Consider the following 19,703-nt stretch of genomic DNA (forward strand, 5'->3'; position numbering starts at 1 on the left):
GAACCTTCGAGGAGCAACCCCATGGGCAACTTCAACATCGTCCTGCTGCCGAGCAACGACCTGGCCGCATCCCGCGACCTCTACGCGAAACTGCTGGGCGCAGAACCGATCGCCGACTCCGACTACTACGTCGGTTTCGAGGTGGACGGCCAGCACATCGGTCTCGTCCCCGGGGCGGAAGCCGTGGTGCCGCATCTGCAGGTCGACGACCTGGAGGCGGCGACGCAGCTGATCACCGACGCGGGCGGCACGGTCGTGGACGGTCCCCGCTCGGTCGGCAACGGCCGCCGTGTGGCGGTCGTGCGCGACGCCTCCGGCGCCCAGTTCGGCCTCACCCACGACACCCCTTGACGGACCCGTTGCGAGGAGTCGAGCAATTCAACTGAGCTCGCGGTGCCAGCTCTGGGTCTTGTATGACGTGACCCAGCCCATCGAGCTGTAGAGCCCGTCGGCACCGGTCGGTGAGTCCGCATCCACCTCGAGCCCGACGCGGTTGCTGCCGGATGCGAGCGCATCGCGGATCACCGTGTGCAGCAACGCTTTTGCGACTCCCCTGCCGCGGGACCGCCGGTGCACGCCGAGGTAGTCGACGTAACTGCCCGGGAAACCCGACTCGTCCGCCGGGAGCACGGTGCCGACGACGGCGCCGCCGGGCAGGAGCACGCCGTCGGTCTCGACCTCGGCGAGCCACCAGTGGTCCCACCGGTGCCCCGGGTCCTCCCGCAGCCGCTGCACGAACTCCGGGAAGCTCTCGCGATAGGAGTTGTAGTGGTCGGCGAAGGACTCCTCCAGCACCAAGTGGACCGCTTGCAGGTCGGCGGCAACCGGCGTGCCGTCCTCGTGCAGCCCGATCCGTCGTACCGTCACGCCGGGTCGTGGAGCCGGCAGGGAGGAGTCCTCCGGACGCACCGGACGGCTCATCTGCAGCCAGGTGCGTGCGTGCCGGAACCGGGCCGCCGCGAGCCATCGCTGCCCGCGGTCGTCCTCGGCATACGCACCCGAATCCAGCTGCGTGCTCGCCAGACCTCGCGCCCGCATGATCGACCGGCCGACCCCCTCCGCCCAGTGGAACAGGCTCGCGGCCAGCTCGTCGGTGACCGACGGCAGGGCGGTGATCTCGACGACGATGCGGCCCGCGGCACGGTCGTGCACGACCACCCACGCGAGCGCCGTGCCATCGCCGTCACGCACCAGCGCCTGTCGGCGGGTCCAGGATCCGGGGCCGGCCACGTTCGAGGCGACCATCTGCGGGTCGACCGAGCTCGACCCGTGAGCGGCACGTTGGTGTGCCGCGAGCAGCTCGACGATGTCGGCCACGTCGGGGCTGTCGGGGACGGAAGCCCGCAGGCCGGCGGGGACGGCGGGCATGGGCAGCAGTGGGTCGCTCACGGCATACAGTCAAGCGCACCGGCCCGGCTCGGCGGGTGCGTCAGGCGTGCAGCGGACCGCCGCCGTGCGAGTCACCGTCCTTGTCGCGGTCCTTGTCCTCCGGGATGCGGCACCAGCTCTGCACGATCAACCCGGTCGCCACCGCTCCGACGGATGCGGCGCAGAGCACCGCGGCCTGGATCATGTTGCCGAACGCACTGTCCGCGTCCAGCCGGCCCAGCTCGATCAGGGCAAACGCGCCGAACCACCCGGCGAACATCGCACCGGCGAGCACGCACGCCTGGGCCGCCACCAGTGCGCGCCGAGCGCGTTGCGGCGACGGCGGGCGCGTCGACGTGCCGTGCAGGTAGGCGCGTACCTCGGCACCGGCCGCCAGAACCGCGATGGACAACAGCACGATCGTGACGAGCAGGAACCAGGACATGTGCGGGAGTCCGTGCCCGTGGGACGTGGTCCACCGCAGGACGCCGTAACAGACGAGGAGTATGACGATTCCGATTCCCAGCGCGTGCCGCCAGCTCACTCCCGAGTCGCTCACAGCGGTCTCCACTCCGGGCCGACCCGGATGCCGGTGCTGTCGGCCTGCCGGAGCAGCTCGGACACCGGCAGCACCTTGCGACCGACCCGCAGCTGCGCCTGTGGATCGGCGTCCAGCCACGGCGCCAGCACGAAGGCCCGCTCGGCCGCGCGCGGGTGCGGCAGCATCAGCTCGTCGGTCTCGAAACGGAGGTCGGTCGCGGCGGCCGGGTCACCGACCTGGATCAGGTCGAGGTCGAGCGTCCTTGCACCCCAGCGGATCTCGCGGGTGCGGCCACGGCCGGCCTCGATCTCGTGCAGCCGGTCGAGCAGCGTCCAGGGTGCGAGCCGGGTGGTGCCGACCGCGACGGCATTGAGGTAGTCCGGCTGCGCCGGTCCGCCGACCGGATCGGTCTCGAAGAGCCCGCTGACCTCGATCAGGTCCAGGCCCTCGATGCGACCGAGGGCGCGGACTGCGGCCTCGAGGGTGCGGACGCGGTGCCCGAGATTGGCGCCCAGCGCGATAACGACCGGCCGATGCTGCTGGCGCCGCACCGACACGAGCGGTCCGGCCAGCCCGAAGCCGGCGAAGTCGACCCCAGCGGGAGCGTCCGGTTTGTGCACGGTCACCTCGACGGCCTCCGCCGCGACCCGCTGCAGCACGGAGGCAGCGATCTGCTCCGCAAGGTGTTCGATCAGGTCGACCGGCGGCTGCGTCATGATCCGCTCGGCGTCCTGCGCGATCTCCGCGTAGCTGATCGTGTGTCCGAGGTCGTCGCTGCGAGCCGCCCGAGACACATCGCATTCGATCACGATGTCGACGAAAAACCTTTGCGGCTCCAGCTTTTCGTGCGCCAGCACACCGTGCGGCGTGGTCACGGCCAGTCGGGTCAGGCCGATCCGGTCACTCATGACGAGCCTCTCGGAGGTGCTTCACCACGTCGCACGCCGCGAACGTCGACCGCACCTCGTGCACCCGGATCGCCCACACCTCGGCCTGCGCCAGCACGACCGACACGGCCGCGGTCGCGAAGTCGCGCTGTTCGGCCGGGACCGGGCCGCCCGTGGGGCTGCCCATCCGTGCGAGGAACGACTTGCGGGACGCCCCCACGAGCACCGGCAGCTGCATCTGCTGGAATGCCGAAAGGTGTTGCAGCAGCACCCAGTTCTGCTCGGCAGTCTTGGCGAAACCCAGTCCGGGGTCGATGGCGATCTGCTCCCGTGCGACGCCCGCATCCAGCGCAGCGCCGACCTGGTCGGCCAGCTCCCGGCATACATCGGCCGTCACGTCGTCGTAGATCGCGCGCGTCTGCATGTCGTGGCTGTGACCCCGCCAGTGCATGACGACGAAGCCGGCGCCGGTCTCTGCGGCGACCGACGTCATCTCCGGGTCGGCCAGGCCACCGCTCACATCGTTGATGATTCGCGCACCCGCTGCCACAGCCGCCGAGGCGACCGGTGCGCGCATCGTGTCGATCGAGATCCACACGTCGGCGTCGGCCAGCCCCTCGATGACCGGTATGACGCGGCGCAGCTCCTCGTTCACGGACGGCCGCTCGGCGCCCGGCCGCGTGGACTCACCGCCGATGTCGAGGATGTCCGCGCCCTGCGCGATCAGCTCGCGGCCGTGTGCAACGGCGGCAGCGGCATCGAAGAACAGCCCACCGTCGGAGAACGAGTCGGGCGTGACGTTGACGACGCCCATCACCAGCGGGCGGTCGGCGGGACGCCTCGGCAACACGGTCGACGCGGCCGCGCTCATCAACGCCGGCTCTGTGCGTTGATCAGGCTCATCGCCTCCGCCCGAGTGGCGGCGCTGGTCAGCTGCCCGCGGACCGCAGAGGTGATGGTGACGGCGCCGGGTTTGCGGACGCCGCGCATCGACATGCAGAGGTGTTCGCACTCGACGACGACGAGCACGCCCTGGGCGTGCAGGTGGTCGACGAGGGCGTCGGCGATCTGGCTGGTCAACCGCTCCTGCACCTGCGGTCGCCGGGCGAAGACCTCGACCAGCCGGGCGATCTTGGACAAGCCGGTGACGCGGCCATCGGCCGCGGGGATGTAGCCGACGTGCGCGACCCCGTGGAACGGCACCAGGTGGTGCTCACACGTGGAGTAGACCTCGATGTCGCGGACGATCACCAGTTCGGAGTGGTCGACGTCGAAGGTGCGGCTGAGCGCATCCTCGGGCGTCTGCCACATGCCGGCGAAGGTCTCGGCATAGGCGCGCGCGACGCGGTTGGGGGTGTCGCGCAGCCCCTCCCGCTCCGGGTCCTCGCCGAGCGCGATCAGCAGCTCGCGGACTGCGGCCGCTGCGCGCTCCAGATCAACGTTCGGTGGGATCGACATACCCGCCGTCCGGGACCTCGACGACCGCCTCAGGCGGGTGCACCTGGGCCGCCTGCTGCCGCTGCTCCTTCTCCAGGTCGACGCCGTTGGCGAGCGCCTTGCGCTCGGCCGGGGTGAGCACCGGCGGGCGGTCGCTGACGTTGCGGCGGTCGCTGGAGAGCCAGACCTTGCGCTTCGGGCGCTTCTTGACCTCTTTGAACACCTCGGCCAGCTGGTGCACGTCGAGCGTTTCCTTCTCGAGCAGCTCGAGCACCAGGTTGTCGAGGATGTCGCGGTTGTCGTTGAGGGCGTACCAGGCCTCGTCGTGCGCCGCCTCGATCAGCCGGCGCACCTCCTCGTCGACGACGCCGGCGAGTTCCTCGGAGTAGTCGCGCTCGTGGCCCATGTCGCGGCCGAGGAAGACCTCGGATCCGGCGGAGCCGAGCTTGATGGCGCCGACCCGCTCGCTCATGCCGAACTGGGTGACCATCTTGCGGGCCAGACCGGTCGCCTTCTCGATGTCGTTGGCGGCACCGGTGCTCGGGTCGTGGAAGACGATCTCCTCGGCGACCCGGCCGCCGAGCGCGTAGGCCAGCTGGTCGAGCAGCTCGTTGCGGGTGGTGGAGTACTTGTCGTCGACCGGCAGCACCATCGTGTAACCGAGGGCGCGGCCGCGCGGCAGGATGGTGATCTTGCTGACCGGGTCGGTGTGGTTGAGCGCCGCGGCGACCAGGGCGTGCCCGCCCTCGTGGTATGCCGTGATCTTGCGCTCCTTGGCGCTCATCACCCGGGTCCGCTTCTGCGGCCCCGCCATGACCCGGTCGATCGCCTCGTCGAGTGCCCGGTTGTCGATGACCTGGGCGTTGGACCGGGCGGTCAGCAGGGCGGACTCGTTGAGCACGTTGGCCAGGTCGGCACCGGAGAAGCCGGGCGTGCGACGGGCCACCTGCAGCAGGTCGATGTCCTTGGACATCGGCTTGCCCTTGGCGTGCACCTGCAGGATGTGGTGGCGGCCCGCCATGTCGGGCGCCTCGACGGCGATCTGCCGGTCGAAGCGACCGGGCCGCAGCAGCGCCGGGTCGAGAATGTCGGGGCGGTTGGTGGCGGCGATGAGGATGACGTTGGTCTTGACGTCGAAGCCGTCCATCTCGACCAGCAGCTGGTTGAGGGTCTGCTCGCGCTCGTCGTGGCCGCCACCCAGGCCGGCGCCGCGGTGCCGGCCGACGGCGTCGATCTCGTCGACGAAGATGATCGCCGGAGCGTTCGCCTTGGCCTGCTCGAAGAGGTCGCGCACGCGGCTCGCACCGACACCGACGAACATCTCGACGAAGTCCGAGCCGGAGATCGAGTAGAACGGCACACCCGCCTCACCGGCGACGGCGCGGGCGAGCAGGGTCTTGCCGGTGCCGGGTGGGCCGTAGAGCAGCACGCCCTTGGGGATCTTGGCGCCGACGTCGAGGAACTTCTTCGGCGACTGGAGGAACTCCTTGATCTCGTGGAGCTCCTCGACGGCCTCGTCGGCACCCGCGACATCGGCGAAGGTCACCTTGGGCATGTCCTTGCTGGCCAGCTTGGCGCGGGACTTCCCGAACTGCATGACCCGCGAGCCGCCGCCCTGCATCTGGCTCATCAGGAACCAGAAGATCAGGATGAACAGGATGAACGGCGCCATGCTGATCAGGATCGACAGCCAGACGCTCTGCTTCTGCGGGTCGTCGGTGTAGCCGCCGGACGGCGGGTTCTTCTGGAGCAGGTTGACCAGCTGGTCACCGCGGGGGTCGACGTAGTCGGCCTCGACCTTGGTGAGGTCCTTCTTGCCACCGACCGTCGTCGGGTCCTTGAGCGTCAGCTTGATCGAGTCGGGCGTCATCGTCGCGGACTCGACCTGTTTGCTGGAGATGAGGTTTTCGGCCTGGGACGTGTCGATCTTCTGGTATCCACCGACATTGCCCACGGCGAGCCACAGGACGCCGAGCAATACGACGAGGATGACCCAGAGCCCAGGGCTGCGTAGAACGCGCTTGTAGTTCATGTAGCTGCGGGGCGTGCCCCGATCCTCCTGCTCACAGTTGGGCCGAGCCCGACGACAGACCAATAGACGGTACACCGCGGGATATGAGGCAACTCCCGGGGCGTCCCGGCTGGATCAACGACCGGGACGGCGGCGATGTTCCGCGCAGCCTGTCACGGAGGTCACCTGCGACACACTCGCGGCAGCGCGCCGGGCCGCCGAAATCACGAATAGACGTGCTCCGCAAGCGTGCCGATGTCCCGCAGGTTGCGGTATCGCTCGTCGTAGTCGAGGCCGTAGCCGACCACGAACTCGTTGGGTATGTCGAAACCGACGTACTTGCAGTCGATCTCCACCTTGGCCGCCTCCGGCTTGCGCAAGAGCGTGCAGATCTCCAGCGACGCGGGCTGGCGCGAGCTGAGGTTGCTGCGGATCCAGTTGAGGGTCAGGCCGGAGTCGATGATGTCCTCGACGATGAGCACGTGGCGGCCGGTGATGTCGGTGTCCAGGTCCTTGAGGATACGGACCACGCCGCTGGACTTGGTGCCCGAGCCGTATGACGACACGGCCATCCAGTCCATCGGCACCGTCCCGGGCAGCGCCCGCATCAGGTCTGCCATCACCAGGATGGCGCCCTTCAGCACGCCGACCAGCAGCACGTCCTTGTCGTGGTAGTCGCGCCAGATCTCGGTCGCCAGCTCGTCGAGGCGCGCGTGGATCTGCTTCTCGGTGAAGAGGACGTGGTCCAGGTCATTGCCCATATGGCTGGAATCCATAGACCTATTGAACCCGACGCGGCTCCACCACGATCAGCCCGGCACCTCTGCGCACGTGCAGGCCGCCGGGCACGGGGATCGGCCGTTGCCCGCGCCAGTGGATCACCAGGGCGTCCACGGCGTCGATGTGCACCTTGCCCAGTGCCGCGGCCGGTGCGCCCGCCCCGCGGAGCAGCTCCCGCCATACTCGAGTGCGGACGGGGGCGGCGAGCGCGGCCAGTTGGTCGACCGGCCACGGCGATTCGCCGAGCCGGGCGGCGACCTCGGCGGCCCATTCGTCCAGGAACGCGAGGTCGTCGCGCACCAGGTCGGCGGTCCGCGCGAGGCCGGCGACGACGCCCGGGCCGATGTCCGTCTCCAGGTCGGTGAGCGCTCGGCGGACGCGCACCCGCAGGTAGCGCGGGTCGTCGTTGTGCGGGTCGTGCCAGGGCCGCAGGCCGAGGGCGGCGCACGCCGCATGGGTCTCCGCGCGCGTCACGTCCAGGAACGGCCGCAGCGCCTTGGCCGGTCGAGTAGGCCGAGCCCCCAGGGGCGAGGCTGTATCGAGATCCGCCAAGCGCACCATACCGGTGATCGCGCGCGGACCGGACCCGCGGGCGAGCGCGAGCAACACCGTCTCGGCCTGGTCGTCGCGGGTGTGCCCGAGCAGCACCGCATTCGCGTCGTATGACGCAGCCGCTTCGCGCAGGGCGGCATACCTGGCGTCCCGGGCGGCCGCCTCCGGACCACCGCCGCCGACGACATCGATGGTGCGGACCTCGGCGCGCTCCATGCCGAGATCCCGGCACTGCTCGGCGGCCCACTCCGCGACCTCGCGGGAGCCGTCCTGCAACTGGTGGTCGACCACTACGGCAACCGTTTGCAGGCGGAGTTTCGGGGCCTCGAACGCCACGGCGGCGACGAGCGCCAGTGAGTCGGCACCGCCCGAACACGCCACGAGCGCAGTGCTTTCGGTAGGTAGTGCTGCAGTGCCGATCGCTCGTCGCACCTGCCGGCGACACGCGGCGACTGCCGGGTGTGGACCCGTCATATGACCCTCGTTCAGCCGTGGACGCGAGCGACCCAGGTCGCGGGGGCGTAGATCTCGGCGGCCGTCGGCAGATTTTCCGGGCTCGACCAGACGGCGTTGAAGCCGTCGACGCCGACCTGGTCCTGCACGGCGCGGCAGAAGGCGGCGCCGTCCCGGTATTGCCGCATCTTGGCCTCCAACCCGATGAGCCGGCGGACGATCCGGTCCAGGCCGCCGGCTCCCTTGCGGCGTTGGTCGAACTTGCGGCGGATCTCATCCACCGACGGCACGATCTGCGGGCCCACGTCGTCCATCACGACATCGGCGTGCCCTTCGAGCAGGGACATGATCGCCGTGAGGTTGGCCAGCTCCGCACGCTGTTCGGGGCTGACGACCAGATCGGTGAGACCCCCGCCGCCCTCGCGCAACGCAGCAGGGATGGCCTTGGCCGCGGCCTGCAGCCGCTGCTGCAGCAGCTCCGGGTCGGGTATCAACTCGATCACGAGCGCACGGATCCGGTCGATCATGTGTTGCCGCAGCCACGGCACCGCGGTGAACTGCACGCGGTGCGTCTCCTCGTGCAGGCACACCCAGAGCCGGAAGTCGGAGGGGTCGACGTGCAGTTCGCGCTCGGCGGCCACGATGTTGGGCGCCACCAGCAGGAGGCTCGGTGTGCCGGTCGGCGCCATGTCGAACTGCCCGAGCACCTTGCTCGCGACGAAACCCATCAGCGCCCCGGTCTCGGCGCCCGTCACCATGGCGCCGATGGCGCGGGCGCGCGGGCCGGCCTTGCGCTTGGCGGTCAGCGCGTCGACGACGGGCGCGAGCAGACCCGCCATCGAGTCGACGTTGACGTCGATCCATGCCGCACGGTCCACCACGTAGACCGGCGAATCGGCGCCGGCGCTCGCGTCGAGGCGGGCGGTGTCGGCGACCGGTTGCAGCGCGCGGTGTGCGGCGTCGCGTAGCTCGGCAACCACGTCGGCGGCTTCGGCCGGCGTGGTGTCCGGCCCGTGGGACACCCAGCGGCGGCCGGTGCGCTTGGCCAGGTCCCAATCGACATACCCCTCAGACATGAGGTCGAGCGTACTTTTCTCGCCCGGGTCTCGGGAACGGCACGTCAGACGGCCGGGCGCCGGAAGACCGAGGTGGGCGATGGTGGCCTGAGGTGTGTCTCCAACTGGCGACGGAGCAGCTCCTGCCGCGACCGCACCCGCAGCGACGACTCCGAGTCGAGCCAGTGCTGGCGTGACTCGGGAACGGTGTTGTCGCTCGGAACTTTTCGCCTCCTACTCGGAGCAGCCGCACTTCTGCAGGTCCGCGACGAAGTCGTCGATCGCGGCACGAGTGCCATATGGCCCCCACGACTTTGCCGCGTTGCTGATCACGGCGAAGACGAGGACCCGGTTGTCCTCGGTGAGGACCGTGCCGGCGAGCGATGCAACATCGGTCAGCGACCCGGTCTTGGCCCGGACGTCGCCGGCCGCAGAGAAGTTGGAGGTCTGCAGAAAGCGGTTGTCGAGCGTGCCGTTGTAGCCGCCGACGCTCAGCCGCGTGAGGACCTCGGCGAACGGCCGGTTCTTGCCACTGGTTCCGGACAACAACACGTCGGCGAGCACCCGCGCCGGAATCGTGGTGCCGTCGGACAGTCCCGACATGTCGGCAAGCTTCACTCCGGCGAGGTCGAAACCGCTTTGACGCAAAGTCTTTCCGACGAATGCGGCAACGTCTGCAGTGGAGCCGCCGACTCCGTGCTCGAACGCCGCTTGCCGAGCCAGCGACTCGATCATCGCGTTGTCGCTGCGCTGCAGCGCGTCACCGAGCACGTCGAGCAACGGGGAGGATTGGACCGCCCCCAGCTGCGTCGCCTTGGGCGGAGCGGTGACGTGCCGGCCCGCCTTCGCGGTAATGCCCTGTGTCGCAAGGTCTTTCACGAACGCCTCCAGGGTCGACCCGACTGGATCGGCGGGTGTCGGCCGCGCCGGGTCGGTGGCGCGCTCGGTGGAGAGCCCGAGTTGGGCGATACGGGCGGCGTATCCGGCGGCGACGACACCCGGATCCCAGTGCTTCGCGGTGAGCGGACCCGGCGCGTATGACGTGTCGACACCGACCGTCACCGCCGTCTGACCCGACTTCTTCAACGCTGTCGCGACCTGGGCGGCGAGATCGGCGAGGCCCGCGTGCCCGTTGACCGAATCGGGGTCGCCTTTGCCGGGATTGAGCGCGGTGTCGCCACCGGCGACCAGGACGATCGAGTCCGCGGACGAGCCGGTCACGACCTTCGTGGTGAGCGGCTTGTCCAGATCCATCGTGTTGGCGATCACCCACGCCGACAGCAACTTGGTGGTCGACGCCGGAGTCATCGGTTTGTCGGCGTTCTGCTGGACGAGCACCTGGCCGGTCGTGCCGTCGAGCACCTCCACGGCGAGCTTCTTGGCCAGGTCCGGTGCCTTCATCGCGGCGGCGACGCGAGCGCGCACCTTGGCCGGTAGCTGCTCAGGTCCGTCGGCGGCGTGCAGCGGGACGGCGGCAGCAGGTGTCGGTGGTGCGACGGACGGTCCGACCCGCGTCTTCCCCGGTTGCGGCACCGGCTGCGAGTCCGCCGCGGCGCGGGTGAGCGGGCCCGGCACCACGTCATACACATCGAGGGTCTCGTAGCCGGCGGCGAGCACGACGACGGCGGCCGCCACGGCCGCGACCCGCTTCTTCATAGCACCCCTCGGACGACGGCGCGCTCGTCGGTGCGCCAAACTAGGCGCCAGTCAAGCACACCGAATCCGGCGAAGGGACAGACCCAATGGAGTTCGACGTCACCATCGAGGTGCCGCAGGGCAGCCGCAACAAGTACGAGATCGACCACGCGACGGGGCGGCTGCGCCTCGACCGGCGATTGTTCACGTCGATGCAGTACCCCACGGACTACGGCTACATCGAGCACACCCTCGGCGAGGACGGCGACCCTCTCGACGCGATGCTGCTGATCACCGAGTCGGTGGTGCCCGGGGCGGTCGTGGAGGCGCGCCCGGTCGGTGTCTTCAAGATGGTCGACGAGGCCGGCGGCGACGACAAGATCCTGTCGGTCATCGCCGGTGACCCGCGCTGGGACCACATCCAGGACGTGAGTGACGTCAACAGCTTCCTGCTCGACGAGATCAAGCACTTCTTCGAGACCTACAAGGTCCTCGAGCCGGGCAAGAGCGTCGAGGAGGGCTCGCACTGGGCCGGCCGCGAGGACGCCGAGCAGATCGTCGCCGACGCGCTGCAGCGCGCGAAGGACCAGGGCGTCGACACCGCGCGCTGGGTGGCGCCGAACCAGCACTGACCCCCGCGCCCGCGGCGGAGGACCCCTCACGCCCTTCGCCGAGAGGCCTACTTACGGTTCGAGAGGCCCAGGAAATCAGGTGGATTCGCTTGGATTTCCTGGGCCTCTCGAGGTGTTTCTGGGCCTCTCGGCACGGGGGCGCGGCGGGTCAGCTGTCCGTCATACCGACGCCGACGCGCAGGTGACGGTAGTCGTCGTCGGCCGCGACGAGGCGGCGGGTGCGGCGGCGGTAGCGCAGGATCTGCACGATGCCGAAGAGCCACATGACGTACTGGAACGACATCCCCAGCCGGAACGCGTGCAGGTCGTAGCTCGCCGCGCCGCCGGGTGCCGCGCGGTCGAGGATGACACCGATCACGAACACGGACAGCAGCGTCGCGGTGAAACCGCCCACGTTGACGATGCCGGACGCGGAGCCGATCCGGTGCGCGGGGTTGAAGGTCCGGGCCAGGTCGAAGCCGATCATCGATCCAGGGCCGCCGATCGCGGTGACGACCACCAGGAGCACGAGCAGCCACAACGGCGCCCGGCCGGGCCAGAGCAGTACGACACCCCACATCGACATGATCGCGGCGACCGAGCCGAGCACCAGGGTGGACCGGTTGTAGGGGTAGCGCGCGGTGAACGCGCCGAAGAGCGGACTCGCGGTGACCGTGGCGACCACCATGATCTCCAGCAGGAGGCTGGCCGTCGCGGATGACAACCCCTCCCCCTTGGTCAGGAACGGGAAGCCCCACATCAGACTGAAGACGGTCGTGCTGAACTGCGACGTGAAATGGCACCACAGCCCGAGCTTGGTGCCTGGCTCGCGCCACGCGCTGGACACCGCGCGGGCGACCGCGCGCAGCTTGATCTCGGTGCGTTCCTTGCTCGTGTATGGCGAGTCCCGACCCACCAGCAGCAGGACGATCGCGAGCACGATGCCGATCGAGGACGCCATCAGGTAGGACTTGGTCCAGCCGAAGGTGTGCAGTGCCGCGGACAGCGGCCCGGCCGCTGCGATTGCGCCGAATTGGCCGAAGACGCCACACAACTGGCTCATCATCGGCGCGCGTGCCGGTGGGAACCACAGCGCGACGATGCGCAGCAGCGAGATGAAGACCATCGCGTCGCCCATGCCGACGAAGACCCGAGCCAGCACACCGAGCGCGAAGGTGTTTGCGAAGGCGAAACCGAACTGCGCGATCGTCATCGTGCTGACGCCGGCGAAGAGCAGCACCTTGGAGCCGAAGCGGTCCAGGAGCGCCCCGACGGGAACCTGCATGCCCACATAGACGATCAGCTGCACCATGACGAACGTCGCCAACTGCGCCGAACTGATGTGGAAGCGCTCGGCAGCGATGATGCCGGCAACACCCAGCGAGGTCCGGTGGAAGATGGCCAGGATGTAGATGGCCAGCGCGGACAGGAAGACCACCCACGCCCGCCGGCCGCCGAGCGGCCACTGGGCAGAGGGGGTCTCGACGACGCCGGGCAACTGACCGCTCTCGGTTGCCGGCGCGTTCATCGGGTCACCGCCAGGCTCACGGCGTAGCTCACGTGCTCGCGGCAGCCGTGCACGAACTGCGCCTTCGTGCCCGATTCGAGCAGGCGCAACAGCTCGCGGTGCTGCCGCAGCGAACTGGTCATCCGGGGCTTGTCGCCCCGGAGGTTGCCGGCGACGATGACGATCTGCCGGTCGCGCAGGTGGCAGTACTGCCGGGCGATGACCGAGTTGCCGGCCGCCTCGACGATGACTTCGTGGAACGCCCGGTCGGCTGCGCTGAACGAGCTGACGTCGTCGGTCTTGAGCGCGGCCGTCATCTCGTCCAGTCGCGCCCGCAACGCAGGTATGGCGTCGGCGCGACGCGACCACATCTGCGCGGCGGCCCACTCCTCGATGAGCGCGCGGGCCTCGAAGACCTCACGCGTTTCGCGTGCGGTCGGCGCGGTGACCAGCGCGCCCTTCTTGGGAAACAGCTCGACCATGCCTTCGGCCTGCAGTCGCAACAACGCCTCCCGGACGGGCGTGCGGGAGATGCCGATCTCCTCGGCGAGCTGACCCTCGGTCAGGAAGGTGCTCGGCGGGATGTCACCCCCGAGGATGCCGGCCTTGACGTGTTCGTATGCCTTGTCGCTTGCACTCATGTTGTATCTATCTTAGATGCAACAATGCCTTTTCGTGAAGTCGGCCCAGGGAGAGGCAGGTGGACTACCGTCGTGAGATGCAGACTTTCACGCGCGACGAGCTGACCTTCGACGTGACCGACAGCGGACCAGAGGATGCACCGGTTGTCGTGCTGCTGCACGGTTTTCCGCAGGACCGCCAGGCGTGGGACAAGGTCACGCCGCAACTGGTCGATGCCGGTTATCGCGTCCTGGCACCGGATCAGCGCGGCTACTCCCCCGGTGCCTCGCCGCGAAGCGTTTCGGCATACCGGCTGCGTGAGCTGTGCGGTGACGTCGTGGCCTTGCTGGATGCTGCCGGTGCCGACCGGGCGCACATCGTCGGCCACGACTGGGGTGGTGCGGTCGCCTGGTCGTTCGCCGGCGCGCACCCCCACCGAGTCGCCTCCTGCACGGTGCTCTCCACCCCGCACCCCGCCGCCCTGACCTGGGCGATGACGCACAGCGACCAGTGGCGCAAGAGCAGCTACATGGCGTTCTTCCAGTTGCCGTGGATCGCCGAGCGCGCCGTGCTGCGCCAATTGCCGCAGATGTATCTCAAGACCGGGATGGCCGCCGAGGATGCGCAGAAGTATGCCGACCGCTTCGACACACCGGAGGCCCTCACCGGGCCGCTGAACTGGTATCGCGCCATGTTCGCCGGCCAGCTGCAAGGTCTCGCCCGCTCGCCCCGCTCGATCGGTGGCGGCGCGGCGCGCATCATCGAGGTCCCGACCACCTATCTCTGGGGCAGCCGGGACTTCGCCCTGGGCCGCGCGGCGGCGGAGAAGAGCGCTGAATTCGTTTCGGGCGACTACGAGTTCGTCGAGCTGGACGGCGCGGGGCACTGGTTACCGGAGGTCAATGCGGACGCGGTCGCGGATGCCATCATCCGCCGTGCGCGGTCAACGCAGTGAGGCGGCCAGCGCGCTCGCCCATTGCGCCCGCAGCGCGTTGATCGACGTCTCCGGCCGGTGCGGATGCACCGCGTTGGTGAGCAGGATGGCGACCGCATCCCGTTCGACATCGGCCACCACCGAGGTGCCGGTGAATCCGGTGTGCCCGATCGTCCGCGGCCCGCTGAGCGCGCCCATGTAGCGCGGTTGATCGATCTCGAAGCCCAGGCCGTGTGCGTCGTCCGGGAGGTCAGGATTGAGATCGGTGGTCATCTGGATCACGCTGGGGCGGCGCAGGATCGGCGGATCGGGCGAGGTGAAGACGCGCACGAAGCGCAACAGGTCGCCGGCGGTGGAGAAGATCCCCGCGTGGCCCGCGACGCCGCCGAGGGACCAGGCGTTCTCGTCGTGAACCTCACCGCGCACCATGCCGCGACCCGCGTCGCCCTGGATCTCGGTCGCCGCGAAGCGCTGTGCCGGAACGTGACCCAACTGGGTGACGAAGCCGGTGTCGGACATCCCGAGCGGCTGCGTGATCCCGTCGCGCACGAGCACATCGAGCGATGTACCGCCGAGCTGTTCGAGCAGCACGCCGAGCGCGATCAGGTTGAGGTCGCTGTAGACGAAGCCACCGGGCGCACTGGCGGGCGGGTTGCTGAGCGCGGCACTGATGCGGCTCTCCGGGTCGGGCCAGTCCCGCCAGAGCGGTAACCACCACTCCAGGCCACTGGTGTGCGTGAGCAACTGGCGGACGCTGATGCCCCCCTTGCCGCCTGCTGCGAAGGACGGCAGGTAGTGGGCGACCGGCGCCTCGAGGTCGAGCAGCCCCGCCTCCACCTGCTGCATCGCCACCGTCGCGGTGAAGAGCTTGGTCAGCGACGCCAGGTCGAAGACGGTGTCGGCGCGCATCGGCACCCGGGCGTCGGACGGGAGGAGCGCGCCGGCCGCGTCATACAGGACGGCGTGGCCGGTGACGTGCATGGCGAGGATGTCGTCCTCGACCGCCAGGATGCCGACGGCGCCGGCAAGCCGGGGTCCGGCGGGCGTTACCGGTGTGGAGCGCGCCGCCTCGAGGGCCGCGATCGCATCATCGACCGGACTGCTTGCGACGCTCACGCTCCTCGTCCTTCTTGACCAGCAGCGGCAGCTCCGGTGCCGGACGAGGCCCACGCCGCTTGTCGCGCTGCTTGCCGACCCAGACGATGAGCAGGAAGAGCAGGATCATCAAGAGGCAGATGCCGAAGAACCCGACGCCGATGCCGATGGGGTGCCCGTCGTTCTGGTCGAGCTTGGCTGACAGGGCGGCAATCACGCCTTCCATTGTGCACCGCGAGGAACCGGACTACCGACCCGGCGTCAACCCAGCGCCGTGCACAGGTCGGTCGCGGGGCCGGAAGACCGCGTCAGTGTGCGGCTCCCGTCGGCATTGAACTGCACGACATGGTTGCCGCTGAACACGTACACGCCGGGAGCGATTCCTGTAGAACTGCCGATCGGCATACCGAACCCCACCGGGCCCATCATTTGATAGGTCTGGATGGCGCCCGTGGCGTCGTCGGTCTCGATGCCGTCCCCTCCCATGAAATAGTCGCCGGACTTGCCTGTCGTCGCGTTGCTGACGTCCATGACCAACGGCCCGTTGTAGAAGGTCTGGCGTGCGACTCCGTTGTCCCAGCGCGAGATCACCCGGTAGCGGATGTTCTGGCTGATCACGGTGGACTTCAGGTCGAACGACCCGCAGTACCGCGTCGCAGGAAAGGTGATGTCCGGCTGGACGTAGGGCTGCCATGCCTCGGTCACCCGATGCCAGCCCATCGACGTCGTCGACCGCGCAGCTGCCTGCGCCGGAACCGCCTGCGCACCACCCACGGCGAACACGAGGACGCCGACTCCTGTCGCCATACGTCGTGAAATTCGCATCATGCCGTCCTAACCGCTAGATCAGTTTAACTGGTTATCGATAACAGTGGTTGAATGCGGGTATGTCAACCCCCTGGGTGATTGAGGTCGACGGGATCCGACTCCCCAAGCCGCTCAGCGGACATCCCGCGCTCGAGCTGTGCAACACGCGCGCCGGATGGCGCGAGGCGCCCGGCCCAGGCGGCGAATACCTGCGGTTGTATGACGCGCTCGCGCTGCTCGCGGTCACCTCCGGGGTCATCTCCGCCGAGGCCGGCGAGCTGCTCCGCAGCCGGGCAGCGAAGCAGCCCGACGATGCCGCGGGAACGCTGCAGCGAACCCGGGGCCTCCGCGCAGATCTCTACGCCGCGCTCACCGGCGAGCCTCGCGCCGCTTCCCGCCGCCGGCTGGCGGAGGCGATCAGCAGGGCGCACACTCGGCAACGCCTCATCCTCGAGAACCGCTCAGCTCGTTGGGAATTCGACGCGTCGCCCCAGCTCGACGATCCAGTCGACGCATTCCTGCTGGAGGCCGGCAACCTGCTCACCAGCGACGTGCGGAAGACCGTCACGGCGTGCCCGGGCGTGGACTGCGGGTGGCTCTTCCTCAACACTTCGGGCCGGCGGCGCTGGTGTCAGATGGCGGTGTGCGGCAACCGGGCGAAGCAAGCTGCCTTCGCAGCGCGCCGGCACAACTGACGCCCCCTTCGCCGAGAGAACACGAAACGGCCGAGAGGACACGATATTTCGGCCGTCCGCGGCCGCATTTCGTGTCCTCTCACTGTGTTTCGTGTCCCCTCGATGTGGGGGCGTCTCGTGCGGCAAGAGCTACGGCGACATACGGCATGGCACTGCGCGGCAGCACCACGGTGGCGACACTGCTTGGCGTGAGTTGGACGCCGATGGCATAAATGGCCGGATGCGTGTCGATCTCGGCGGCGCGAACCGGCACGCCATCGACGTCGATCATCACGTCCCGCCTTGCGCCCGCGGCCGCCCGGCGTGATTCCGCCGACCACCGGTCGGCCCAGTCCTCGCCATCGCCCCTGTTACCCGCCACGTCGTCGGCGTGGGCTGCCAGCTCGTCGACCAGCTCGAGGCCTCTGCCATCTCGGCGCCAGGAAGTTCGGACGGCGTCCCACAGCTGGGGATAGCGCATCTGTTGAAGGTGCTCGAGCAGCCACCTCGGCCGTGGCCAGGGCGTGTCCCGCTCGATGGCGTCCCGGGTCTGGTCGTCGAGTGCGGCCAGGTTGACCGGGTCCGACCGGTCGGCCGGAGTGCGCCACAACGTGTAGGTGACGCTGACCGACATGTCGACGAGACGGGAGGCATCGTGGCCGTCGGTGACGCCGAGCGTGCCGGTGTCCTCCAGGGCCGGCTGGGGCACCAGGCCCATGACCGGCACGGGCAGCTGCCGGGCCCGCGCGGCCAGCTCCACGCGAGGGTCCGGCGCGTCCTCGGGCAGAACCCCACGCCGTTGCATGCCGCATTGTCCCGCGCTCCGCAGCGCCGGACAACGCTCGCGCGCTGGTGCCGAGGTCAGAGCCGCGAATAGGCCGTCGCGAGCTGGGCGCCGAGCAGCGCGTTGTTCTTGACCAGCGCGATGTTGGCGGTGAGCGATGCACCGCCGGTCAGCTCGACGACCCGCCCGAGCAGGTATGGCGTGGCGTCCTTCCCGGTGATGCCCAGCCGATCCAGGTCGGCGAGCGCCTGCTCGATGATTCCGGCGATCTGCTCGGCGGGGATCTCGTCCGCCGCGGGGATCGGGTTGGCGATGTCCAGTCCGGCGGTGATGCCCAGGCCCCACTGCGTGCTCATGATCACCGCGAGCTCCTCAGGACTGTCGGCGCGCATCGGCACGGCATACCCGCTGGATCGTGAATAGAAGGAAGGGAATTCGCCGGTCTGATAACCGACGACGGGGATCGAGAGGGTCTCCATCGCCTCCAGGGTCAGCCCGATGTCGAGGATCGACTTCACCCCGGCGGAGATGACGGCGACCGGCGTGCGAGACAGCTCGGTGAGGTCGGCCGAGACGTCCATCGAGGTCACCGCCCCGCGGTGCACGCCGCCCAGCCCGCCGGTGGCGAAGACCCGGATGCCGGCGAGCGACGCGAGCCGCATGGTCGCCGCGACTGTCGTCGCTCCGTGGCTGCCCTTGGCCAGCACGTAGGCCAGGTCGCGCACGCTGGCCTTGGTGACGGATTCTCCGGCGCGGCCGAGCATTTCGAGATCATCGTCGCCGAGCCCGATGCGCGGCACACCGCCGAGCACGGCGATCGTCGCGGGCGTCACACCGGCGTTGCGGATCAACGCCTCGACCTCGCGTGCCATGCGCACGTTGTCCGGATAGGGCATCCCGTGACTGATGATCGTGCTCTCCAGCGCCAGCACGGGACGACCGTCGGCGAGCGCGGTGCGCACTTCATCGGTCAGCTGCAAGCGGGGATGCGGCGTCATCATACAGGCTCCTTCAGGACACGTTCGAGGAGTTCGGCGGAAAGGTCGGGCCGGACCGTGTGGTCGCTGGTGACGGTCAGGTATGCCGCCGCAGCACCACGCGCGACTGCCGCGGCGTCGTCCAGTCCGGCGGTGAGGGCGTGGACGTATGCCGCGCACATCGCGTCGCCGGCACCGGTCACGTCACGCACCTCGGCCGGTATCGCCGGCACACGCACCACCGAGTCGGCAGCGAAAAGCGTTGAACCACTTGCGCCTTCGCGCACCCAGACACGATCGACACCGAGGCCGAGTAGTGCAGTGACGCCACTCTCGAGCCCCTGCTCGCCGGACAGCGCCGCGAGTTCGGCCCGGGTGGGCGTGATCGTGTGGATCGGTGCGTGACCGAGGACCGGTGCCAGACGCTCCGCCTTCGGGACCGACACCGGGTCCAGGATCACCGGCACATCGTGGGCGGCCGCTCTGCGGCATACGTGCTCCAGCAGTTGCGCCGAGAGATTGGTGTCGACCACGAGGTACGACGCGGCCGCCACGACGGCGTCGGGCACGTGCTGGGGTGCCAGCGACTCGCCGGCCGTCATGTCGGAGACCGCACCGACCAGCTCACCGTCGGCGCCGAGCATCGCCAGATAGCTCCCGCTCGGCATCGGCAGTTGCACCGAATGGCTCAGATCGACTCCAGCGGCACGCGTTTCGTCCTCCATCCGCCGCCCAAAGGTGTCATCGCCGAATGCCGCGATCAGGACGGTCGGCACACCGAGCAGTCCGAGATTCGCCGCGATGTTGCGGCCCACTCCACCCGGACTGCTGTGTGTGCTGCCCGGGTTGCTGGTGCCGGTGACGAACGGCCCGCTCGACCGGCCGATGACGTCGACATTCGCGCCGCCCACCACCAGCACCGTTGCCACGAAAGTCAGTCTGTCAGGGGACACCTCGTGCGTTACGGTCACCCC

Annotated in this window: 22 protein-coding genes; 4 read left to right on the top strand and 18 right to left on the bottom strand. The window is 69.1% G+C overall.

Annotation, left to right across the window (positions count from 1 at the left end; all coding sequences use genetic code 11):
- Nucleotides 1-21 precede the first annotated feature (21 nt).
- Complete coding sequence (locus tag ACN8HC_RS08295; protein WP_490074358.1) at nucleotides 22-351, top strand: VOC family protein; 330 nt, start codon at nucleotides 22-24, stop codon at nucleotides 349-351.
- A 27-nt stretch (nucleotides 352-378) separates the two neighbouring features.
- Here ACN8HC_RS08295 and ACN8HC_RS08300 read toward each other — a convergent pair whose 3' ends face one another.
- The 10 genes from ACN8HC_RS08300 to dacB all read right to left on the bottom strand — a co-directional run bounded on the left by ACN8HC_RS08300 (nucleotide 379) and on the right by dacB (nucleotide 10,740).
- Nucleotides 379-1,389 carry a GNAT family N-acetyltransferase gene (locus tag ACN8HC_RS08300; protein WP_490074359.1) on the bottom strand — a complete coding sequence of 337 codons (1,011 nt, stop codon included), beginning with the start codon at nucleotides 1,387-1,389 and terminating at the stop codon, nucleotides 379-381.
- Between the two features lie 40 nt (nucleotides 1,390-1,429).
- Nucleotides 1,430-1,927: a DUF3180 domain-containing protein gene (locus ACN8HC_RS08305; RefSeq protein WP_490074360.1), complete on the bottom strand. Its 498-nt coding sequence runs from the start codon at nucleotides 1,925-1,927 to the stop codon at nucleotides 1,430-1,432.
- Nucleotides 1,924-2,817: a 2-amino-4-hydroxy-6-hydroxymethyldihydropteridine diphosphokinase gene (folK, locus tag ACN8HC_RS08310; protein WP_490074361.1), complete on the bottom strand. Its 894-nt coding sequence runs from the start codon at nucleotides 2,815-2,817 to the stop codon at nucleotides 1,924-1,926. The genes ACN8HC_RS08305 and folK overlap by 4 nt, the downstream gene beginning before the upstream one ends.
- Entirely contained in the window at nucleotides 2,810-3,667 is an 858-nt protein-coding gene (folP, locus tag ACN8HC_RS08315; RefSeq protein ID WP_490074362.1) for a dihydropteroate synthase, read from the bottom strand. The genes folK and folP overlap by 8 nt, the downstream gene beginning before the upstream one ends.
- Nucleotides 3,667-4,254 carry a GTP cyclohydrolase I FolE gene (gene folE / locus ACN8HC_RS08320; RefSeq protein WP_490074363.1) on the bottom strand — a complete coding sequence of 196 codons (588 nt, stop codon included), beginning with the start codon at nucleotides 4,252-4,254 and terminating at the stop codon, nucleotides 3,667-3,669. The genes folP and folE overlap by 1 nt, the downstream gene beginning before the upstream one ends.
- Nucleotides 4,232-6,265 carry an ATP-dependent zinc metalloprotease FtsH gene (gene ftsH / locus ACN8HC_RS08325; protein WP_490074364.1) on the bottom strand — a complete coding sequence of 678 codons (2,034 nt, stop codon included), beginning with the start codon at nucleotides 6,263-6,265 and terminating at the stop codon, nucleotides 4,232-4,234. Before ftsH ends, folE begins: the two co-directional genes overlap by 23 nt.
- A gap of 203 nt (nucleotides 6,266-6,468) precedes the next feature.
- Nucleotides 6,469-7,020, bottom strand: coding sequence for a hypoxanthine phosphoribosyltransferase (gene hpt / locus ACN8HC_RS08330; RefSeq protein ID WP_490074365.1), 552 nt, complete (start codon nucleotides 7,018-7,020; stop codon nucleotides 6,469-6,471).
- 4 nt (nucleotides 7,021-7,024) lie between these two features.
- Nucleotides 7,025-8,050, bottom strand: coding sequence for a tRNA lysidine(34) synthetase TilS (gene tilS, locus ACN8HC_RS08335; RefSeq protein WP_490074366.1), 1,026 nt, complete (start codon nucleotides 8,048-8,050; stop codon nucleotides 7,025-7,027).
- An 11-nt stretch (nucleotides 8,051-8,061) separates the two neighbouring features.
- A complete protein-coding gene (locus ACN8HC_RS08340) occupies nucleotides 8,062-9,105 on the bottom strand; it encodes a zinc-dependent metalloprotease (RefSeq protein ID WP_490074367.1) in 1,044 nt (347 codons plus the stop codon).
- Nucleotides 9,106-9,318: 213 nt separating this feature from the next.
- Nucleotides 9,319-10,740 (bottom strand): D-alanyl-D-alanine carboxypeptidase/D-alanyl-D-alanine endopeptidase, encoded by a 1,422-nt coding sequence (gene dacB, locus ACN8HC_RS08345; protein WP_490074368.1) that lies wholly within the window; start codon nucleotides 10,738-10,740, stop codon nucleotides 9,319-9,321.
- 86 nt (nucleotides 10,741-10,826) lie between these two features.
- Between dacB and ACN8HC_RS08350 the strand changes: the two genes are divergently transcribed.
- Nucleotides 10,827-11,351 (top strand): inorganic diphosphatase, encoded by a 525-nt coding sequence (locus tag ACN8HC_RS08350; protein WP_490074369.1) that lies wholly within the window; start codon nucleotides 10,827-10,829, stop codon nucleotides 11,349-11,351.
- A gap of 148 nt (nucleotides 11,352-11,499) precedes the next feature.
- Here the strand turns inward: ACN8HC_RS08350 and ACN8HC_RS08355 are convergent, their stop codons facing one another.
- Together ACN8HC_RS08355 and ACN8HC_RS08360 are read right to left on the bottom strand one after the other, a co-directional pair.
- Complete coding sequence (locus ACN8HC_RS08355; protein ID WP_490074370.1) at nucleotides 11,500-12,858, bottom strand: MFS transporter; 1,359 nt, start codon at nucleotides 12,856-12,858, stop codon at nucleotides 11,500-11,502.
- Nucleotides 12,855-13,478: a GntR family transcriptional regulator gene (locus ACN8HC_RS08360; RefSeq protein ID WP_490074371.1), complete on the bottom strand. Its 624-nt coding sequence runs from the start codon at nucleotides 13,476-13,478 to the stop codon at nucleotides 12,855-12,857. Before ACN8HC_RS08360 ends, ACN8HC_RS08355 begins: the two co-directional genes overlap by 4 nt.
- Nucleotides 13,479-13,555: 77 nt before the next feature.
- On the opposite strand from ACN8HC_RS08360, the gene ACN8HC_RS08365 reads away from it, so the two are divergent.
- Entirely contained in the window at nucleotides 13,556-14,413 is an 858-nt protein-coding gene (locus tag ACN8HC_RS08365; protein ID WP_490074372.1) for an alpha/beta fold hydrolase, read from the top strand.
- On the opposite strand, the gene ACN8HC_RS08370 is transcribed toward ACN8HC_RS08365, so the two are convergent.
- The 3 genes from ACN8HC_RS08370 to ACN8HC_RS08380 are packed head-to-tail and all read right to left on the bottom strand — an operon-like array spanning nucleotide 14,402 to nucleotide 16,294.
- Nucleotides 14,402-15,508 (bottom strand): serine hydrolase domain-containing protein, encoded by a 1,107-nt coding sequence (locus ACN8HC_RS08370; RefSeq protein ID WP_490074373.1) that lies wholly within the window; start codon nucleotides 15,506-15,508, stop codon nucleotides 14,402-14,404. The two genes, ACN8HC_RS08365 and ACN8HC_RS08370, sit on opposite strands and share 12 nt — an antisense overlap.
- On the bottom strand, nucleotides 15,480-15,704 hold the full coding sequence (locus tag ACN8HC_RS08375) for a hypothetical protein (RefSeq protein WP_490074374.1): 225 nt from the start codon (nucleotides 15,702-15,704) through the stop codon (nucleotides 15,480-15,482). Before ACN8HC_RS08375 ends, ACN8HC_RS08370 begins: the two co-directional genes overlap by 29 nt.
- Nucleotides 15,705-15,748: 44 nt before the next feature.
- The gene (locus ACN8HC_RS08380) at nucleotides 15,749-16,294 is read right to left on the bottom strand and encodes a hypothetical protein (protein ID WP_490074375.1); all 546 of its coding nucleotides are present in this window, start codon (nucleotides 16,292-16,294) and stop codon (nucleotides 15,749-15,751) included.
- Nucleotides 16,295-16,374: 80 nt separating this feature from the next.
- Between ACN8HC_RS08380 and ACN8HC_RS08385 the strand changes: the two genes are divergently transcribed.
- Complete coding sequence (locus ACN8HC_RS08385; protein WP_490074376.1) at nucleotides 16,375-16,989, top strand: CGNR zinc finger domain-containing protein; 615 nt, start codon at nucleotides 16,375-16,377, stop codon at nucleotides 16,987-16,989.
- Between the two features lie 79 nt (nucleotides 16,990-17,068).
- Here the strand turns inward: ACN8HC_RS08385 and ACN8HC_RS08390 are convergent, their stop codons facing one another.
- Genes ACN8HC_RS08390 through ACN8HC_RS08400 form a run of 3 tightly spaced genes read right to left on the bottom strand, consistent with a single transcriptional unit; the run spans nucleotide 17,069 to nucleotide 19,658 of the window.
- Nucleotides 17,069-17,773 (bottom strand): hypothetical protein, encoded by a 705-nt coding sequence (locus ACN8HC_RS08390; RefSeq protein ID WP_490074377.1) that lies wholly within the window; start codon nucleotides 17,771-17,773, stop codon nucleotides 17,069-17,071.
- Between the two features lie 56 nt (nucleotides 17,774-17,829).
- A complete protein-coding gene (locus ACN8HC_RS08395) occupies nucleotides 17,830-18,750 on the bottom strand; it encodes a pseudouridine-5'-phosphate glycosidase (RefSeq protein WP_490074378.1) in 921 nt (306 codons plus the stop codon).
- Nucleotides 18,750-19,658, bottom strand: coding sequence for a carbohydrate kinase family protein (locus ACN8HC_RS08400; protein WP_490074379.1), 909 nt, complete (start codon nucleotides 19,656-19,658; stop codon nucleotides 18,750-18,752). The genes ACN8HC_RS08395 and ACN8HC_RS08400 overlap by 1 nt, the downstream gene beginning before the upstream one ends.
- Nucleotides 19,659-19,703 lie beyond the last annotated feature (45 nt).

Source organism: Flexivirga sp. YIM B11880 (assembly GCF_058148645.1).

Coding starts and splice junctions, on each gene's coding strand:
- ACN8HC_RS08385 (WP_490074376.1), top strand. CDS start 16,375: ATGTCAACCCCCTGGGTGATTGAGGTCGACGGGATCCGACTCCCCAAG.
- folE (WP_490074363.1), bottom strand. CDS start 4,254: ATGTCGATCCCACCGAACGTTGATCTGGAGCGCGCAGCGGCCGCAGTC.
- folK (WP_490074361.1), bottom strand. CDS start 2,817: ATGAGTGACCGGATCGGCCTGACCCGACTGGCCGTGACCACGCCGCAC.
- ACN8HC_RS08350 (WP_490074369.1), top strand. CDS start 10,827: ATGGAGTTCGACGTCACCATCGAGGTGCCGCAGGGCAGCCGCAACAAG.
- dacB (WP_490074368.1), bottom strand. CDS start 10,740: ATGAAGAAGCGGGTCGCGGCCGTGGCGGCCGCCGTCGTCGTGCTCGCC.
- ftsH (WP_490074364.1), bottom strand. CDS start 6,265: ATGAACTACAAGCGCGTTCTACGCAGCCCTGGGCTCTGGGTCATCCTC.
- tilS (WP_490074366.1), bottom strand. CDS start 8,050: ATGACGGGTCCACACCCGGCAGTCGCCGCGTGTCGCCGGCAGGTGCGA.
- ACN8HC_RS08360 (WP_490074371.1), bottom strand. CDS start 13,478: ATGAGTGCAAGCGACAAGGCATACGAACACGTCAAGGCCGGCATCCTC.
- ACN8HC_RS08395 (WP_490074378.1), bottom strand. CDS start 18,750: ATGACGCCGCATCCCCGCTTGCAGCTGACCGATGAAGTGCGCACCGCG.
- hpt (WP_490074365.1), bottom strand. CDS start 7,020: ATGGATTCCAGCCATATGGGCAATGACCTGGACCACGTCCTCTTCACC.
- ACN8HC_RS08365 (WP_490074372.1), top strand. CDS start 13,556: ATGCAGACTTTCACGCGCGACGAGCTGACCTTCGACGTGACCGACAGC.
- ACN8HC_RS08355 (WP_490074370.1), bottom strand. CDS start 12,858: ATGAACGCGCCGGCAACCGAGAGCGGTCAGTTGCCCGGCGTCGTCGAG.
- ACN8HC_RS08380 (WP_490074375.1), bottom strand. CDS start 16,294: ATGGCGACAGGAGTCGGCGTCCTCGTGTTCGCCGTGGGTGGTGCGCAG.
- ACN8HC_RS08295 (WP_490074358.1), top strand. CDS start 22: ATGGGCAACTTCAACATCGTCCTGCTGCCGAGCAACGACCTGGCCGCA.
- ACN8HC_RS08390 (WP_490074377.1), bottom strand. CDS start 17,773: ATGCAACGGCGTGGGGTTCTGCCCGAGGACGCGCCGGACCCTCGCGTG.
- ACN8HC_RS08340 (WP_490074367.1), bottom strand. CDS start 9,105: ATGTCTGAGGGGTATGTCGATTGGGACCTGGCCAAGCGCACCGGCCGC.
- folP (WP_490074362.1), bottom strand. CDS start 3,667: ATGAGCGCGGCCGCGTCGACCGTGTTGCCGAGGCGTCCCGCCGACCGC.